This is a genomic window from Botrimarina sp., assembly GCF_040219535.1.
Taxonomy (GTDB): Bacteria; Planctomycetota; Planctomycetia; order Pirellulales; family Lacipirellulaceae; genus Botrimarina.
Genome location: NZ_JAVJSH010000024.1, coordinates 1 through 17,969, shown reverse-complemented (window position 1 = coordinate 17,969; position 17,969 = coordinate 1). Strand labels below are relative to the sequence as shown.

Sequence of the window (17,969 nt, the reverse complement as noted above, 5' to 3'; positions counted from 1 at the left end):
GGCTACCGCCGCGCGGCTAGCCCGGCCAGCGGAAGCGGTCTCGGTAGCCGTCGAGCGGCTTCACGTCGCGGGGCGGGGCCTCGGCCGGCGCGCCGAACTCCGGCAGCTTCGGTGTGGGTGGCCCGCTGGCCTTCGCGGCGCCATCGGCGGCCGCTTCCGTGGCCGGCTCGTTGGCCGGCTCGGCAGAGGGCGCCGCGTCGGGAACCACGGTGCGAGCCGGGAAGACCGCGTCGGGCTGCCCCGGACCGGGCGCCGTCGCCGCGTCGGCGCCGGCGGCGCCCGGAGGCTGGAACCTCGGGATAAGCGATGAAGCCGAGTAGGGGCTGCCGGGACGCGTCGCTTCGAACGCGACGTCGAAGCTCTCGTGCGGCGAGGCGCCCCAAAGCACCCCCTCGGGCCGCGTGCGCAGCTCTCCCTTGAGCCGGTCGCCATCGAACGCCTGATAGAGCTGCTCGCCCGGCGCGGCCGACGTGCGGGGCGCCATGCCAAACGCCGTTGTCGCCAGGTAGACCAGGCGGCTCGTGTCGGCCGTGCGGCCCTTCAGGCGTATCTTCTGCAGCGTGCCGGCGTTGTCGAAGTAGTACGACACCGCCCCGGCCACGTCGGTCATCCCGGCGCCGGTCACGATCGGCACGCGGACTCCGAAAAGTTGCGGGTCCGACAGCCCGGTCGATTTGCGGTCCCAGTGCGTGTAGACCCAATTCTTCGTGATGTTCCAGTTCAGCGCGTCGGCCAGCGAGATCCCCGCCGGCCCCGTCAACGACGCGTGCCGGCCGTAGATCTTCCCACCGGGCCCCTCGGGCGGCGGGGCGACGGGCGGGGTGAGGTCGAACTCGGCCGGGGCGGCTTGCTCGGCGGCGGCCTCGGCGCCGGGCTGCGCCGAAGGCCCCCACGGGTTGCCCAGCGAGTCGGGTCCTTGCGACAACACGTAGGGCCCCCCCACGGCCGCGCCGAGCACCCCCGCAAGAGCTAGCGGGCGAAGGGACACGGCAGGGCACTCCGGGGATGGCGGGCAACGAGGGGCGGCGCAGCGCTGCGCTTCTGCGTTCATCCTCGGCGCCGGCCGCCCGGCGGCTTGCGTTGACGGCTTGCTCCCCCTACCGACCGGACAAGCGCCGCAGCGACCTCAGACCGTTCGACCCGGAAAAGCCGTTGAGTCCCATCGAGCAGCACGCCCCGTGGCTGACCGGCGACGCCGCGGCGGCGCTGCTGCAAGAGTTGGCCGGGGCCGAGGCGACCGTCGCCGCGGTGGCCGCCATGCGGAAACGCCTGACCGACGACGCCCCGGCCGACGCGCCCCAAGCCGCCGGCCGCGCGGCCGCCCTCTTCGAGCTGGTGGAGCTCCGCAGCCGCGCGGCCCGCAAGTTCACCCGCGCGGCCGGCATGTACTTCACTCGCAAGGCGCTGGCCCAAGCCACCGACGAGTGGGTCGCTCGCTACAAAGCGCGGCGGTTCGCCGGGTGCTCGCGGGTCGTCGACCTCTGCTGCGGCGCCGGGGGCGACTTGATCGGCCTGGCCGGGGCGGCGACCGAAGCGGCCGGCGTCGACGCCGACCCGGTGCTCGCCGCGATGGCCGAGCGGAACGCCGCCGTGTACGGGTTCTCGGCCCGCGTCAGCCGCCAGTCCCTCGGCGCCGACGACCCCCCCGACGCCGACGCGTGGCACGCCGACCCCGACCGCCGGCCCGCCGGCCGCCGCACCAGCCAGCCCGACCGCCACGAGCCGCCGCTCGAGGTCCTCGCCGCTTGGCGGCGCTCGGTCGGCGACATGGCCGTTAAGTTCGCCCCCGCGGCGCGGCTGCCCGACGAGTGGCTCGCCGAGACCGAAGCGGAGTGGATCAGCCGCGGCGGCGAGTGCCGGCAGTTGGTCGTGTGGGCCGGCCGGCTCGCGTCGGCGCCCGGCCGCCGGCGAGCGACCCGCCTGTTCGGTGGACCGAACTCCCCGGCGGCCGAGCCGGCCACGCTCGTCGGAACCGCCGGCCTGCCCACGCCGACCGCCGATCGCCTCGGCGACTGGATCGTCGATCCCGATCCGGCGGTGCTTGCGGCCGACCTGCGCGGCTCGCTCGCCGAGCGGCACGGCTTGGCCGGCGCGCTCGGCGGCAGCGCTTACCTGACCGGCGACCGCGACCCTCAAGACCCCCTCGCGCCGGCCTTCCGTGTGCTCGAGGTCCTGCCGCTCAAGCCCAAGCTGCTCTCGGGCTGGCTGGCCGAGCGTGGGGTGGGCCGGCTGGAGATCAAGTGCCGCGGCGTCGACGTGCGGCCCGAGTCGCTGCGGCAGAAGCTGCGCTTGCGCGGCTCGGAGGAGCTGACGCTGCTCGTGCTGAGCGGCGGGGCCGGCCGTCCCCAGGTAGTCGCGGCCGAGCGGCCCGGTCACAATTAGCGGCCCGCGCGGTCCTCGCCAACGCCCGACCCTCGCCCCAGCAGGCCCCCCGCCTTGCGCCTCGCTTTCAGCACCAACGCTTACCTCAGCTTCCCGGTCGACGAAGCGCTGCGGCGGGTCGCGCAGGCCGGGTACGCGGGGGTCGAGCTGCTGGCCGACGTGCCGCACGCTTGGCCGGCCGGGCTGCTCGACGTGCAGAAGCAAGCCATCCGCGACTCGCTCGACGCGACCGGCCTGGCGATCTCCAACATCAACGCGTTCATGATGAACGCCGTGGCCGACCCGCGGCAGCCGTACTGGCGGCCCAGTTGGACCGAGCCCGACCCGCACTACCGGGCCATCCGCCGCGAGCACACCAAGCGATCCCTCCAGCTCGCCGCCGACCTCGGCGCGCCGCACATCACGACCGAGCCCGGCGGGCCGCTCGACGACTTCCCCACGCGGCGGGCCGCGCTGGAGTGCTTCTACGCGGAGCTGATGCCCTGCGTGGAGCTGGCCGAGGAACTCGGCGTGGGGCTCTTGATCGAGCCGGAGCCCGACCTGCTGATCGAGCGCTTCGACGAGTACCTCGAGTTCGTCGACCGGATCGACTCGCCACGGGTCGGCCTCAACTTCGACATCGGCCACGCCTACTGCGTCGGCGAGGACCCGCAAGACTGGGTCGCGAAGATGGCGCCGCACACGGTCCACTACCACCTCGAGGACATCGCCGCCACGCGGGTCCACCAGCACCTGATCCCCGGCCACGGCGCGATCGACTTCGCCGCCACGCTGCGTGAGATCGCCGCCACCGCTTACGACGGCTTCCTCACGGTCGAGCTCTACCCGTACGGCGACCAGCCCGACGCGGCGGCCGCCGAGGCGTTCGCCTTTCTGACCCCGCTGGTAGAAGAGGCCCGCCTTGGCCGAAACGGCTGACCAGCCCCCGGCGGCGCGGCCCGGCCGGCGAGCGGTCGCGATGGGCTACGCCCGGCTGCTGCGGCTCTCGAACGCGCCGACCGCCGTGGCCGACGTGTGGATGGGCCACGCCGTGGCGACCGGCTACCTGGAGCCGAGTTGGTTCGTGGTGCTCACCTCGTGCGCAACGCTCTGCCTGTACTCCGGCGGCATGGCTATGAACGATGTGGTCGACGCGGCCCGCGACGCGGCCGAGGACCGCGGCCGGCCGATCGCCCAGGGGCTCGTTTCCCGCTGCTCGGCCAAACGCTTGGCCACGTGGCTCCTCGCCGGCGGCGTCGGCCTGGCCGCGCTGGCCCACCCGCTGGCTGGGGTGGTCGCCGCGGTGCTGGTGGCCGCGATCGCCGCTTACAACAGCCCGCTGAAGCGCACCCCGCTCGGGCCGCTGCTGATGGGCCTCTGCCGCGCGCTGAACGGCGTCATGGGGATGGCCGTCGAGCTCAACCGCGGCGCGGTGCTGAGCGTGGCGCCCGGCGTGCTCGTTTATACGTGTGGGTTCACCCTGTTCGCGCGCGACGAGTCGCTCGGCGGCCGGCGCACGCAGCTTGCGGCCGGGTGGCTGGTGTCGCTGGCGGGCTTGGTGTGGCTCACGCTCGCTCCTTATTTTCTGGATGGCCCCACGCCGGTGGTCACGTGGCTCGGCGGCTGGCTGCTGTGGGGCGTGACCACGCTGATGGCCCTCCGCGGCATGACCGCCGGCCTGATCCGGCCTACCCCGAAGCTGATCGGCCGCGGCGTGGGGATCGCGATCCGCGGGCTGCTGCTGATCGACGTGGCCCTGGCGACCACCTACGCGGGCCCGTCGGTCGGCCTGGCGGTGCTCTGCCTGCTGCCGATCGCGTCGGTGCTGGCCCTGCGGGTCCCATCGACGTAGCCCGCCGGCGAGCGAGGCGCCGACCCGTGATCGCTCGCCGCCGACAGACATTCCATCCGGGTTTTCCGTGAGTGCAGTTCCCTCGGCTCGGGCTCGACAAGAGGGGGCCGCCCCACCCGCTTCCGCCGTCGCGTCGATCCCATCGGAGGGCGAGGACCGACGCGACGGCGAAAACGGGAGGGGCTGACCAAGCTGTCTTCTGAGGGCGTGATTCTGGATCGGCAGGTCTCGCTCGAGCCCCGTCGTCGTCGCCCTCGCGTCGGCCGTCACCCCTAGGCAGCGGTCGATGCGAGGGCGGCGGCGTCGGGGCGACCCCCCCGTTGTTGTTGTCCGAGTTGAGGTCCGAAATACGCACTTGTTCGAGGTGACCCACGGAGAACGAGGACGGACCGAAAAAGCCACCTGCGGCGCCGACTTTCGGTTTGAAACAAACGCGACACGCCGAAAAACGCGTTGTCACGCTATTTCGTGTCCAAAACGACCTTAAGCGCCTGCAAGGCAACGAGTTAGCGAAGCGTTACAGGTTGGCCATCTGAGCCAAGGTGTAACGAAACGCCGCCGGCATGCGCAAGCGTGTACGGCCTCCGGAGCGGGCTCGGCGCCTTGAGCCCCAGAACGAACCCCGCATTGTGGCCGCCGAACCACGGCGCAACGGCGGATTTGGCCACGCCGGCGTGAGCGGCCTGCTCCGCCTAGCGACGCGTCGCCATGCTCACCCAACAAGCGGATGGCATGCTGCGTTGCGAAGCGGTTTCACGTGCTCATCCTCTGCGAGGGTGAGCACGGCGCGTGGCTAATTCCCGCGATTCGAGGTTTTGACATGGGTAGGCGTCCTGCTTACCCTGCACCGCGCTCTGAAAGAGCCGTCAGGAACACCGAGAACAGCCGAGGGGCCTATCGCCTACGATCCTTCTATTGAGTCGCCTCATGACCTTCACCCGATGCTTCCTGGCCGCCGCGGCCCTTCTTCTCACGATCCCCGCTCAGGCGATCGCTCTGATCGAAACCTTGCCGCGTAGTCCCTTCGGGATCGGCGGCACGGCGCCCGCCACCGTGACTTACTTCAGCCAGCCCTTCTCGCTGAAGCAGGACGTCACAAACTTTCAGTTGGACCTCTACGCGGGCACGTTCGAGACCGTCCAGACCAACTACATCATCAGCAACCAGATCGGGCCGGGCACGACGCAGGCGAACATCATCGCCGAGTCGAGCCTGCCGTCGCAGAGCTTCGCCGCGGGTGTGATCACCCAGAGCGGCACGCTGACGACGGTTTTCGACCCCTCGGAAGTGCCCTCGATCGCCGCGGGCGACTACTGGCTGACGCTGGCCATCGAGCGGCCCTTCTCCGGGACCGGGTGGACCTTCCAATACAGCAACGTGAACCCGGCCGACAACGAGTTCGCCACGATCCCCGGCGGCATCCTCCAGGCCCGCGACAGCGTGCCCGCTTTCCAGGTCGGCGACGCCAACCGCGACGACCCCGAGGCCAGCGTGTTCGAGTTGTTCTCGCCGCAGGCGATCCGCATGCGGATCTCGGGCGATGTCGTGACCGACCGCCCATCGGTCCCGATCCCGGGCGGCAACGAGGGCTTCTTCGACTTCCAGCCGCCGGCGATCGACGGCGTGGGCGTGACGGTCGGCGACCTCGGGGCCGACCACGGCGTCGATTCGCAGTCGATCGGCGGCAGCGAGAACACCGAGGTCAGCAGCCTTAGCCGCACGTTCCGGTTCGACACGAGCGAAGGCGCCGACCCGGTCGACATCTACCTGCACGCCGCGCTCGACGGCCGGTTGCTCGCCGACAACTTCAGCGAGGCCTCGGCCGAGGCGCTGCTGCAGATCCTCGACTCCGACGGCGAGGTCATCTCGGAGGACCGCGCGTTCGTCGAGGTCGAGGCCCTCGGGGGCGTGTTCAAAGAGGCCGACGTGTTCGAGACGCTGACCACGGCGGCCTCGCTCACGCCGGGCGTCGATTACACGATCTTTAGCCGGCTCACGCTGCACACCCGCGCGGGGCTCGACGGCGCGGCCCGCGCGTTCTTCGCCGACACGTTCGAGTACGTGATCAGCGGCGAATCGGCGAACCCGTTCGCGCGGATCCCCGAGCCCGCGTCGGCCGCGCTGCTGGGCATGGCGGCCGCGCCGCTCTGCCGCCGGCGCCGCGTGGCCTGCTGTTGACCTCCGGGCCGGGCGCCATTCTCACCCGCGTAGCGGATGAACGGGCTGCGTGGCGATGCGGGTTCACTGCTCATCCCCTGTCGGGTGTGAGCACGGCGTCCAACCTCGCCTATTAACGCAACTAGCGTAGCGGCGCGGAATGGTAGGAGCGAGCACCTACCCTACGTTGCCCCCGCCCGGTCGACTGGCGTGGCTAGGGTTGAGAGAATCGAGGGCCATCTGGGCTTTCGGTCCAGCTGCGGTCCGCCCTGCCTGCCAGCTCTCCCCTGCCCTACCGCCCGTGCTGCTCGGCTACAACACCAACGGCTTCGCCCACCACGACCCCGAGGACGCGATGCGCGTGCTCGCGGAGATCGGGTACCGGGCCGTCGCGGTGACGATCGACCACGGCGTGATCAACCCGCGCGACCCCCGGCTCGGGGACCAGGCGGGGCGGCTGCGGCGGCTGGCGAAGAAGCTGGGGCTCACGCTGGTCGTCGAGACCGGCGCGCGGTTCTTGCTCGACCCCTGGACCAAGCACGAGCCGACGCTCGTGTCGCCCGACCCGGAGCGCCGCGCGCAGCGCGTCGCGTACTTGCAGCAGGCGGTCGACACGGCGCGGGAGGTCGGCGCGGTCTGCACGTCGGCCTGGTCGGGCGTCGTGCACGACGGGGCCCACGCCGAGGAGGCATGGAACCGGCTCGTGCCGGCGCTCGCGGAGGTGCTCGCCTACGCCGACCGCGGCGGCATGCCGGTCGCCTTCGAGCCCGAGCCGGGGATGCTCGTCGACACGCTGTCGGCTTACCGAGAGCTGAAAGAGCGTCTGCTGGCGGCCGGCGCGACGGTCGAGGCGCTGCGGCTGACGGTCGACGTCGGCCACCTGCACTGCCTCGACGAGACGCCCATCGCCGATCAGATCGAGCGCCACGCCAGCGAGATCGCCAACGTGCACCTGGAGGACATGATCCGCGGCGTGCACCGGCACCTGCCGCTGGGCGAAGGGGAGATCGACTTCCCGCCGGTGCTTGCGGCGCTGGAGAAGCACTGCCCCGGGGTCCCGGTCTGCGTCGAACTAAGCCGCCAAAGCCACGAGGCGCCGCAAGCGGCGCGGACCGCGTACGATTTCCTAGCCCCGCTAGTTCGAGCGTAGCGAGTCGCGAGGCGCGAGTTGCGAGTTGCTGCCTGCCTACTGCCCTCTGCCTACTGCCTACTCCCATGCCCGACCAAGTCGCCCTCCTCTCTGTGCCCGGCCTCCGTGAGCGGGACCTTGCGCACATGCCGCGGCTGACCGAGCTGGCCGCGGCGGGAGACCGCGCGCCGCTGGTGGCCAGCCCCCCGGCGGTCACCTGGCCGGTGCAGGCGAACATGATGACCGGCCTGCCGCCGAGCGAGCACGGCGTGGTCGCGAACGGCTACTACTGGCGCGACGGGCGCGACGGCAAGCCGCGCTGCGAGCTGCCGTACGACGGGGTGGAGATGTGGACCGCTTGGAACTCGGTGGTCCAGCGGCCGCAGATCTGGGACCGGCTGCGGGAGCACGACGCGTCGCTCACGTCGGCCGTGTGGTTCTCGCTGCTCGCCAAGGGGTGCGGCGCCGAGCACGCGTGTATCCCCGCGCCGATCCACAACCCGGACGGCAGCGAGACCATGTGGTGCCACACGAAGCCCGAGAGCCAGTACCAGGAGCTGATCGACGAGCTAGGGCACTTCCCGCTGCAGCACTTCTGGGGGCCGATGGCGAACATCCAGGGGAGCCGCTGGATCGTGTCGTCGCTGCTGTGGCTCGCCGCGCGAGAGAAGCCGGCGTTTACTTACTGTTACCTGCCGCACCTGGACTACGCCGCGCAGAAGCACGGCCCCGACTCGCCCGAGGCGATCGCCGCGCTCGGGGAGCTGGACATCGAGATCGGCCGCTTGGCCGACGGCGTCGCCGCCGCTTGGGGCGACGCGCCGCTGTGGCTGGTCGCTTCGGAGTACGCGATCGGCGAGGTCTCGCACGCGAGCTTCCCGAACCGCGCGCTCCGCGAGGCGGGCTTGCTGGAGGTCCGCACCGACGACGACGGCCGCGAGCGGATCGACTTCGCCGCCACGCCCGCCTGGGTGCTCGTCGACCACCAGGTCGGGCACGTGTTCGTGCGCGACCGCGACGCGGGCGTCATCGCGAAGGCGGCGGACGTGCTCGGCTCGCTCGAGGGGATCGCCGAGGTGTGGGACGCGCAGGAGCAAGAGCGGCAGGGCGTGCGGCACGAGCGGTCGGGCGACCTGGTGCTGATCTCCGAGGGGCACAGCTGGCAGGCGTACTACTGGTGGCTCGACGACGCGCTGGCCCCGCGCTTCGCGCGGACGATCGACATCCACAACAAGCCGGGGTACGACGCGTGCGAGCAGTTCTGGCTGCCCGAGCTGGCCAAGGAGCACGGCGCAGGCGTGCCGCTCGACGCGTCGCTCGTGAGGGGCTCGCACGGCGCCCCGCCGCGGACCGAAGCGCAACGCGGCGTGCTGCTCAGCAGCCGCAAGGGGACTTTCATCGAGCAGCCGACGGCCGACGTCGACGTGTGCGAGATCGTGCTGCGGCAGTTTGGGGTGTGAGCGCCGCCGAATGGCACTTCTTACGAGGCTTCGGAAGCACACCTGTGTTTGGAGCGAACCGTCACCGCCGCCCCGCAGTCAAACATGAAACGCTCGACACCGTCCCCACCTCGATGTCTTTGACGACTGATGCCCGATGGAATGGCCGACACCTCGTTATTCACGCAACTCCGTGAACCGCGCCGGAAGGCTGCTCGCATTCGGTCCGCGGGGCGACGCGAGCGCAATCTCCGAAGCTTTGGATGCCCTCGCAAACTGGCGGGCATGCCATGGGTATCCGATCAATACCTTTCAGGCAACTCTGCGATCCAAGCTGACTCGTCTATCTTGTGACTACCTTGTAGTGCAACGACTCAAACGTACGCCTTCGATCCTTGAGAAGCTGCGGAGATACCCTTCGATGAAACTCGCCCGCATGCAAGACATTGGAGGTCTTAGAGCCGTCGTTGAGACGGTTGACCATGCCGAGCGACTGCGTGCCGATTACAGAGAGTCGCGGTTCGCACATGAGTTGGTAGCCGACACTGACTACATCGCGGAGCCAAAAGCTTCGGGGTACCGCGGTTTTCACTTGGTCTACAAGTACTGCGGTCGGAAAACCGCTGCTTACGACGGCCTACAAGTGGAATTGCAGATTCGGACGAGGATTCAACACGCTTGGGCGACCGCCGTTGAGGTGGCCGGAACGTTCTTGAACCAAAGCCTCAAGTCCTCCGAGGGGCCAGGCGAATGGCTCGACTTCTTCGAGCTCGCGTCCGCCGGCCTCGCAAGCCTGGAAGGCTCCCCTCTGCCAAGGAGGTTTCTGAAGTATTCGGTCCCGCAGTTAAAATCGATGATCAGAACGGAAGAGGAAAGACTAAGCATCAGTGAAAAGCTGGGTGCATTCCGCATCGCGTTCAACGCAATATCCGAAGATCCACATCGAGGCAGCTATTTCTTGATCGTACTAGACCCTGAGCTTAAGGAAGTGAGCGTGACTACTTACGCGAAGAGCCGACTTGAGGAAGCTTCACGCGACTACGCATATACTGAACGAGAAATCTCTGAGGGGACTGCTAGCCAAGCTGTACTTGTAGCGGCGACTTCCATTGAGCAGCTTCGGAGAGCTTACCCGAACTATTTTCTTGACACCCGAGACTTTCTCGATCTGCTCAGTCGATTTTCACTAGGTCGAGGGATCGCGATCTGATACACGAATGCCGCTCAGACAACAGCGGCCGCGGCGTCGCGATCCTACGCATCGGGCGTGTGAGATTCCAAGGCCAAGCGTGCCTACCCGCTGAAGTACACGTACGCCGCAATGATCAGCCCCATCACCACGACCGAGGCGACCACGTCCGGCGTGCCCCAGCTCGCGCGGCTCTCGCGCTTGTGCTCTTCGGTCAGCGAGCCGTAGGTGAGGCCGCTGAGTTGTTCTCGGTCGGGCTCGGCGGTGGCCAGGCTCACCGCGACAATCACCGCCGCGCTGACCGCGGTGATCAGCAGGCTGAAGTACTGGAAGTAGATCTTGCTCGTGATCCACAGCAGCGAGCCCTCGGCGTACGCGAAGCCCTCCGGCGCGATCTTGGGGTAGGTGTCGACCGCCAAGCGGAACAGCCCGAGCAAGAAGCCGACCAGCAGCGCCGCCAGGCACCCCGGGCCGTTCGCGCGGCGCCAGAAGATCCCCACGAAGAACACCACGAAGATCGGCGGCGCGAGGTACCCCTGCACGCTCTGCAGGAAGTCGTACAGCCCGCGGTCGGCGTTCTTGATGATCGGGATCCACAGCAGGCCGATCAGCACGGCGACGATCGTCGCGATGCGCCCGACGCGCACGAGCGTTCGCTCGGAGGCCTCCGGGTAGCGTGTCTTGTAGAGGTCGATCGTGACCAGCGTGCTCGACGCGTTGAACACGCCCGCCAGCGAGCTCATCAGCGCCGACAGCAGGCCCGCGACGACCAAACCGCGGATGCCCACGGGCAGCACCGTTTGCACCATCAGCGGGAAGGCCGACTGCGCTTCGAGGCGGTCGACGGTTCCCTGCTCGGTGATCAGCGGGTTGAGCGTTTCGTACGAGCCGGTCCGCGCCAGCGCGAGGCAGATCATGCCCGGGATGATGAAGATGAAGACCGGCAGCAGCTTCAGCAGCGCGGCGAAGATCGTGCCGCGGCGGGCCTCGGTCTCGTTCTCGGCCCCCAGGGCCCGCTGCACGATGTATTGGTCGGTGCACCAGTACCAGAGGCCGATGATCGGCGCGCAGAAGAGCATGCCGAACCACGGGTAGTTGTCGTTGAAGTACCACGCCTGCCGGGTGAGCTCGCCGGCGGGGGAGCGTTCCTCGACGGGCGTCCAGGTGACGGCCAGGCCCTCGGGCACCAGCGGCTTCCAGAGGTTGAACATCTCCGGGTCGAGCGAGTCGCGGAACGCGGCCCAGCCGCCGAGCTCCTTGAGGCCGAAGTACGTCACCAGCGCCGAGCCGGCGACCAGCACGACCGTCTGCAGGGTCTCCGTGTAGGCGACCGCGCGGAAGCCGCCGAGGACCGTGTACGCGCCGGTAAAGGCGAGCACCAGCAGCGAGCCGCACCAGAAGCTGTCGAGCGGCCCGAACCGGACCTCCGGCAGCACGGCCGAGAACACAGCGCCACCGGCGAAGATGCCCACGGCGATCTTCGTGACGATGTACGCGACCAGCGAGATGATGCTCAGCGTGTACCGGGCGGCGGGGGAGTACCTCCGCTCGAGGAACTCCGGCATCGTGAAGACCCGGCTCCGCAGATAGAACGGGACCAGCACCCAGCCGAGCACCAGCAGGCACCACGCGTGCAGCTCGTAGTGGGCGAGGGCGACGCCGTCGGTCGCGCCGCTGCCGGCCAGGCCCACGAGGTGCTCCGAGCCGATGTTCGACGCGAAGATCGAAGCGCCGACGACGAACCACCCGAGGCTGTGGCCCGCCAGGAAGTAGTCCTCGGAAGTTTCGTTCCGCTTGCGGACCGCCCACAGCGACAGCCCCACGAGCACCGCGAAGTAAGCGGCGATGATCGCCCAGTCGAGACCCTGCACGCGTTTGCTCGATTGTAGAGAGAAGCCGATCGACCCGGCGGCCGCGGCGTCCGCCCACTCGGCCCGGTCGGGGGCCGTGCGTCGGGCGCCGGGGCCGACCTCGTGCAGCAAGTTAACCACGCGGCCGGGCGCCGGCAACCGCGCGGAGCGACCCTTATTGAGCCGCTACTGGGCCGCCGCTGCTGGGCCGCCGCTATTGGGCCGCCGCTATTGGGCCGCCGCCGCGGGCGAGTCGCTCGGGGCGTCGACGGCCTCGGGGCGCGTGAGTTCTTGCTCGACGTCCACCAAGAAGCGGCCACGCAGGAAGTTCCGGCCGATCAGCAGCGGGTGGTCCATGTGCGACCGGTCGTTGAGCGACACCCGAACGCGGCGTTTGACATCGCCGTAGCGGAGGGTCATCCAGACCTTGTACCGCCGGTCCGTCTCTTCGGACGTCTTGACGCGGACGGTCGTGGCGATCGTCGACTCGATCCGGGCCTTCTTCCCTTCCGCGGTGACGATCGTGAAGCTCACCTTCTTGTCGATGTTGTCGCGCATGTCGTCGCCGGGGTCCTCGACTTCCACGTCCTCCGCGTGGATCGAGCAGCTGGTCGCCCCCGTGTCGATCCGCGCGACGAACTCCAGGCCGGTCTGCACCTCGGAGACGATCGCCTTCGCGCCGATGACCCGCTTCTCACGGGCGGCGCTCTGGGTGTCCTTGCCGGCGGCCATCGCCGGTGAGATCGCCAGCAGCACGGCGATGGCGATCAGTACGGCCACGCGGGCAGTCGCGGTTAGCACTCGAGGGAGCATAGAGGGGAGGCGCCGGGGGCGGGGGGGGGACGGGGTGGTTGTGTAACAGGCAAGGCCGGTACAAACGGGCGCCGCGTGCGGCGCGGCGGTTTGCAGCGAGTCTACCGCTTGGGGTAGCCACGTAAACATGGCGCCGGGTACGAGCTATAGTCTACGCGAACCCCAGACTTGCGGAGCCCACCGACGGTCGAGGCGGACATCCGCCGGCAAGCCAGGCCCGTGACCCGCCTAATTTTACTCCTAGATTCGGCCCCGAGAGGCTCCCCTTGAGCAGCCGGACGCTCAGTCAGCTCGCCGTCGTCGCATTGCTCGTAATCGGTGTAACCGGTGCGTACCTGCGGTACTCTGCCAGGCAGGCCGAGAGGCTGGCCCGCGAAGACAGCCGCTGGCAATTGACGTACGACGTCACCTTCAAGGCGCCCACCGACGCTACGGCTGTCCACATGGCGTTGCCGGTCTCGAACGACCACATCAAGATCCGCCCCGACGATGAGGAGTTCATCACCGGCGACCTGATCCAAGAGGTCCTTGTCCGGAAGCCAAGCGGCACGAGGGAACTGATCGTCAGGACCGACCGCTTCCGCCAGCAACCGCTGCACGCCACGGCCGAGTTCGTCATCCGACTACGCCCAAGCGGCGGCTGGGGCGAGCCGCAACCGATCTCCCTCTCCGGCGACGCCCGCGCCCGCTACCTGCAGGGCGAGCCGACGATCTTCCCGAAGAGCAGCCAGAGGATCCGCGCGTTGCTGAGCCGCGCGAATTCGGAGGTCAGCGCCGACAACCAGGCCGAGCTGCTGCAGTGGATCTTCAATTTCTGCTCGCGGACGCTCCGCCCGGCGCCCGAAAACCACAGCGACGACGTGCTCGGCGTCGAGCAGGACCGGATGGCGACCCCTCTGGGCCGCGTGCGGATGATGGTCACCCTGTGCCGCGCCGCGGGCATGCCCGCCCGGGTCGTCACGGGCTTTGTCGTGCGGCAGGGGTCGGAGGTGCAGCCCATCCACTGGGTCGAGGTGTTCCGCGACTTCGGTTGGCAGCCCTACGACCCGGAGAACGGCTACGCCCGGAGGCTACCGGACACGTACCTCGCCGCCCGCTTGGGCGGGGAGCACGTCGTTTACACCGAGCGGTCCGACCTCGCGCCGGAGTCGGCCGAGGAGCTCTCCGCGCAGTTCTCTCTTGTGCGGCTGGACCCGGACGACCGGCTGCTCGACCAAGAACACCGCCGGCCGACCCAGGTGCTGGACCTCACGCGGCTGCCGGTCGACATGCACCAAACGCTGGCGCTGCTGCTCTTGCTGCCCCTCGGGGCGCTGATCACGGCGTTCTTCCGCAACATCGTGGGCGTGCCGACGTTCGGCACGTTCGCCCCCGCGCTGTTCGCGGTCAGCTTCATCTACGCCGACTGGGGCTCGGGCCTGGTGATCCTCGCGGTGGTGTTCGTCACCGGGTTGATCGGCCGCACGCTGGTCAACCGGCTGCAGCTGCTGATGGTCCCTCGGCTGAGCATCATCCTGACGCTGATCATCCTCTGCGTGGTGTTCGGGGTGTCGGCCCTGCAGTACTTCGACTTCGCCCCGAGCGCCAAGGCCGCGTTGCTGCCGCTGGTGATCGTGACGATCTTGATCGAGCGGTTCTACGTGACGATCGAGGAAGACGGCGCCGGGTACGCTGCCCAGTTGGCCGCCGGCACGCTGGCCGTCGGCGCCGCTTGCTACTTCGTGCTCAGCTGGAACGAGGTGGGCCGCCTGGTCTTCGCCTACCCGGAGCTGCACCTGGTCACGATCGCCCTGTTCGTGGCGATCGGGCGGTACGCGGGCTACCGGGTCATCGAGCTGTGGCGCTTCCGCGACCTCGTCCAAAACCGCTAGACCGGCCACGCCCACCGCGCCGCCCCACCGCGCCGCCCAACCGTTCCACGATGCCACGCAACTTCGTTTGGCCCTCCGAATTACGCGAAGCCGGGATCCTCGGGATCAACCGGCGGAACCTGGACTACATCCTGAGGTCCAACCCGCGGCGGCATTACCCGCGGGTCGACAACAAGCTGATCACCAAGAAGTTCTGCGAAGAGCACGGCATCCCCGTGCCCGAGACCTACGGCGTGCTGCGGTCGCACGGCGAGATCTCGCGCTTCCCCGAGATTGTCAGCACCCACAGCGACTTCGTCGTGAAGCCCGCTTGCGGCGCGGCGGGCCGCGGCGTGCTGGTGATCGCCGAGCGGGTCGGCGACGTCTACGTGAAGCCGGGAGGCCGCTCGCTGCACTGGAACGAGGTCCGCTACTACCTCTCGACGGTGATCTCCGGGCTGCACTCGCTCGGCGCGCGGCTCGACTACGCGATCATCGAGCAACGCATCGTCACCCACCCGACGCTCGACAAGGTCTCGGTCGAGGGCACGCCCGACGTGCGCGTCATCCTCTACCGGGGCGTGCCCGTCATGGCGATGCTGCGGCTGCCGACCCACGCGTCGGGCGGCCGCGCCAACCTCCACCAGGGGGCGATCGCCGCGGCGGTGAACCTCGGCTCCGGGCGCACCTACGGCGGCGTGTGCCAGAACCGGGTCGTCGACCGGCACCCGGACACCCACGAGCCGATCGCGGGGATCGCGCTGCCCGACTGGCGAGGATTGCTCGACGCCGCGATGCGGCTGGGCGACGCGCTGGAGCTCGGCTACCTCGGGGTCGACTTTGTGATCGACGCTCAACTGGGTCCGGTCGTGCTGGAAGCGAACGCGCGGCCCGGCCTGGCGATCCAGGTCGCCAACCGCACCGGGCTTTGGCCCAGGCTGGCGGAGATCGAGAAGCTCCCCCCCGAGCGGGTCCAGGGCGACGCGCGGTGGGCGTTGATCGACGAGCTCTCCCGCCCCGAACCGGGCGCCAACGAAAGCGGCTTGCCGCCGCCCGACTACGCTGTGAAGTGAAGGGGGCTGTGAAGTGAAGGGGGCGGTGAGGGCGGGGAGACGCTTCCGCGAGGGCGGGGAGCCGACTCTGCGTGACCTAGACTCATTTCAGCGGGGGGTCCCCGCGTAGATCCCGCCTCGCCATGTAGATCCCAACGGACATGACCTCCGCCGCACCAATGACTCCCGTCGCGCCGATCGACCCGGTTGCCGTGGCCGGCCCCGCCGCTGCGCCGCCAACGGGCCCCGCCGCCCTATCGGGGGCTCCCTCGGCGGCTGCCCCGGTCGCCGCGGGCGACCGCACCCCTGCTCCATCGCCCGACGGGGGCCCCGACTGGGGGGAGGTTTTCCGGCGCTGGCCTGCGGAGATCCCCAAGCGGGGCGTCGTCGTGACGAAGCTGAACGAGGCGTCGCCGTTCAGGGGCTTCATGATCAACGGCGAGTTCGTGCTGTTCGAGCGGAGCAGCCCGGACGCGCTCGGCGCACGGTTCCTGGTGCTGCCTTGCAGCGAGATCGCGACGCTGAAGTACACCGACCCGCTGAAGCAGTCGGCGTTCGAGGCGGCCGGCTTCCGGGGCACGCTGTCGCAGTGACGCCGTGGCTGGCCGTGGCGCCGTGGCCGTGAGTCGCCACCGCGGAGGCCGGCGCGCGCCTTCGCTGAGAGGAGGGCGCCGCCGGCCGGCCGCCGGAGAGCGGCTTGCGGCCTGCGTCGGCGCATAAAAAAACCCTCTTGGGCGGGGCCCAAGAGGGTTTTAAAAACTGGCGATACCTACTTTCGCACTGGTAGGCACTATCATCGGCTCCGGAAGCTTGACTACTGTGTTCGGAATGGGAACAGGTATTTCCTTCCGGATATGGTCGCCAGAAAGCCGTCGGCGGCGGTGAGACCGCCGACGCCTCGTCCAGATGACTGGACGCGTTGTGCTTTGACGTTTGTCCGTGCGACACAACGTGTCGCGTGACGTGGCTCGAGCAAGAGTGACGGCGAGGTTGCTGATAGGATCAGCAACCCGCGCGTGACCTTCGACGCTTGAAGCGTTTGATTAATGTGGTCAAGCGTTCGTCCGTTAGTACCGGTCAGCTGAACACGTTACCGTGCTTACACATCCGGCCTATCAACCTGGTCGTCTCCCAGGGGACTTTCGGTCTTTGACCTACGAAACCTAATCTTGAGGCGGGCTTCACGCTTAGATGCCTTCAGCGTTTATCCTTTCCGTCCTTAGCTATCCTGCCGTGCCGCTAGCGCGACAACAGGAACACCAGAGGGACGTCCTTCTAAATCCTCTCGTACTAAAGAAGAACCCTCGCAAGTTTCGTGCGCCCACAGTAGATAGGGACCGACCTGTCTCACGACGGTCTGAACCCAGCTCACGTACCACTTTCATTGGCGAACAGCCAAACCCTTGGGAGCTTCTCCACCCCCAGGATGTGATGAGCCGACATCGAGGTGCCAAACCGCTCCGCCGCTATGGACGCTCGGGAGCGATAAGCCTGTTATCCCCGGAGTACCTTTTATCTGTTGAGCGATGGCCCTTCCATGCGGGACCACCGGATCACTAAGCCCTACTTTCGTACCTGCTCGACTTATGAGTCTCGCAGTTTAGCACCCTTCTACCTTTACGCTCGATGCCCGATTGCCAACCGGGCTGAGGGTACCAATTGGGCTCCTCCGTTACTCTTTAGGAGGAGACCGCCCCAGTCAAACTGCCCAACTGACACTGTCCGCTGCCTGGTTTCACAGGAATCAGCGTTAGAACTAAAGCATGCAAAGGGTGGTATTTCACCAACGGCTCCCCCCGAACTGGCGTCCGGGGTTCGAAGCCTCCCACCTATCCTACACAGTACATACCACAGCCCAATATCAGCCTACAGTAAAGGTTCACGGGGTCTTTCCGTCTAGCTGCGGGAACGTGGCATCTTCACCACGACTACAATTTCACCGGGTCACTGGTTGAGACAGTATTCCTCTCGTTACGCCTTTCATGCAGGTCGGAACTTACCCGACAAGGAACTTCGCTACCTTAGGACCGTCATAGTTACGGCCGCCGTTTACTGGGGCTTCGGTCAGAAGCGTGAACCTCTTACCTTAACCTACCAGCACCGGGCAGGCGTCAGTCTCTATACATCCACTTGCGTGTTAGCAGAGACCTGTGTTTTTGATAAACAGTCGGAGGAACCGATTTACTGTGGCCCACTCGCGTGGGCATCCCTTATCGCGAACTTACGGGATCATTTTGCAGAGTTCCTTAACCAGTGTTCTCCCGAGCGCCTTAGACT

Annotated in this window: 13 protein-coding genes and 2 rRNA genes; 10 read left to right on the top strand and 5 right to left on the bottom strand. The window is 68.1% G+C overall.

Translation table 11 applies throughout. From position 1 onward, the window contains the following. Nucleotides 1-16: 16 nt before the first annotated feature. Nucleotides 17-988: a DUF6690 family protein gene (locus RIC11_RS14020; RefSeq protein WP_350212323.1), complete on the bottom strand. Its 972-nt coding sequence runs from the start codon at nucleotides 986-988 to the stop codon at nucleotides 17-19. 164 nt (nucleotides 989-1,152) lie between these two features. On the opposite strand from RIC11_RS14020, the gene RIC11_RS14015 reads away from it, so the two are divergent. The 7 genes from RIC11_RS14015 (at nucleotide 1,153) to RIC11_RS13985 (ending at nucleotide 10,148) form a co-directional block, all read left to right on the top strand. Continuing rightward, nucleotides 1,153-2,382, top strand: coding sequence for a THUMP-like domain-containing protein (locus RIC11_RS14015; RefSeq protein ID WP_350212321.1), 1,230 nt, complete (start codon nucleotides 1,153-1,155; stop codon nucleotides 2,380-2,382). 54 nt (nucleotides 2,383-2,436) lie between these two features. After that, on the top strand, nucleotides 2,437-3,300 hold the full coding sequence (locus tag RIC11_RS14010) for a sugar phosphate isomerase/epimerase family protein (RefSeq protein ID WP_350212319.1): 864 nt from the start codon (nucleotides 2,437-2,439) through the stop codon (nucleotides 3,298-3,300). After that, nucleotides 3,284-4,213 (top strand): UbiA family prenyltransferase, encoded by a 930-nt coding sequence (locus tag RIC11_RS14005; RefSeq protein WP_350212317.1) that lies wholly within the window; start codon nucleotides 3,284-3,286, stop codon nucleotides 4,211-4,213. The genes RIC11_RS14010 and RIC11_RS14005 overlap by 17 nt, the downstream gene beginning before the upstream one ends. A 927-nt stretch (nucleotides 4,214-5,140) precedes the next feature. Continuing rightward, on the top strand, nucleotides 5,141-6,391 hold the full coding sequence (locus RIC11_RS14000; RefSeq protein WP_350212315.1) for a hypothetical protein: 1,251 nt from the start codon (nucleotides 5,141-5,143) through the stop codon (nucleotides 6,389-6,391). Nucleotides 6,392-6,671: 280 nt separating this feature from the next. Beyond that, the gene (locus tag RIC11_RS13995; RefSeq protein ID WP_350212313.1) at nucleotides 6,672-7,520 is read left to right on the top strand and encodes a sugar phosphate isomerase/epimerase family protein; all 849 of its coding nucleotides are present in this window, start codon (nucleotides 6,672-6,674) and stop codon (nucleotides 7,518-7,520) included. A gap of 65 nt (nucleotides 7,521-7,585) precedes the next feature. Then, nucleotides 7,586-8,959, top strand: a complete 1,374-nt coding sequence (locus RIC11_RS13990) for an alkaline phosphatase family protein (RefSeq protein ID WP_350212310.1) — start codon at nucleotides 7,586-7,588, stop codon at nucleotides 8,957-8,959. Nucleotides 8,960-9,095: 136 nt separating this feature from the next. Then, a complete protein-coding gene (locus RIC11_RS13985) occupies nucleotides 9,096-10,148 on the top strand; it encodes a RelA/SpoT-related domain-containing protein (RefSeq protein ID WP_350212308.1) in 1,053 nt (350 codons plus the stop codon). Between the two features lie 83 nt (nucleotides 10,149-10,231). On the opposite strand, the gene RIC11_RS13980 is transcribed toward RIC11_RS13985, so the two are convergent. Both RIC11_RS13980 and RIC11_RS13975 read right to left on the bottom strand, forming a co-directional pair. Next, nucleotides 10,232-12,118 (bottom strand): sodium:solute symporter, encoded by a 1,887-nt coding sequence (locus RIC11_RS13980; RefSeq protein ID WP_350212306.1) that lies wholly within the window; start codon nucleotides 12,116-12,118, stop codon nucleotides 10,232-10,234. A gap of 87 nt (nucleotides 12,119-12,205) precedes the next feature. Then, nucleotides 12,206-12,757, bottom strand: coding sequence for an ATP-dependent zinc protease family protein (locus RIC11_RS13975; RefSeq protein WP_350212304.1), 552 nt, complete (start codon nucleotides 12,755-12,757; stop codon nucleotides 12,206-12,208). Nucleotides 12,758-13,056: 299 nt separating this feature from the next. Between RIC11_RS13975 and RIC11_RS13970 the strand changes: the two genes are divergently transcribed. From RIC11_RS13970 to RIC11_RS13960, 3 genes are all read left to right on the top strand, one after another. Continuing rightward, nucleotides 13,057-14,661 carry a 7TM domain-containing protein gene (locus tag RIC11_RS13970; protein ID WP_350212302.1) on the top strand — a complete coding sequence of 535 codons (1,605 nt, stop codon included), beginning with the start codon at nucleotides 13,057-13,059 and terminating at the stop codon, nucleotides 14,659-14,661. A 50-nt stretch (nucleotides 14,662-14,711) separates the two neighbouring features. Next, a complete protein-coding gene (locus RIC11_RS13965; protein WP_350212300.1) occupies nucleotides 14,712-15,713 on the top strand; it encodes an alpha-L-glutamate ligase-like protein in 1,002 nt (333 codons plus the stop codon). 368 nt (nucleotides 15,714-16,081) lie between these two features. After that, a complete protein-coding gene (locus tag RIC11_RS13960) occupies nucleotides 16,082-16,285 on the top strand; it encodes a hypothetical protein (protein ID WP_350212298.1) in 204 nt (67 codons plus the stop codon). A 164-nt stretch (nucleotides 16,286-16,449) separates the two neighbouring features. Here the strand turns inward: RIC11_RS13960 and rrf are convergent. Both rrf and RIC11_RS13950 read right to left on the bottom strand, forming a co-directional pair. Beyond that, nucleotides 16,450-16,558 (bottom strand): 5S ribosomal RNA (gene rrf, locus RIC11_RS13955). Between the two features lie 182 nt (nucleotides 16,559-16,740). Next, a 23S ribosomal RNA gene (locus tag RIC11_RS13950) occupies nucleotides 16,741-17,969 on the bottom strand; the annotation flags it as partial.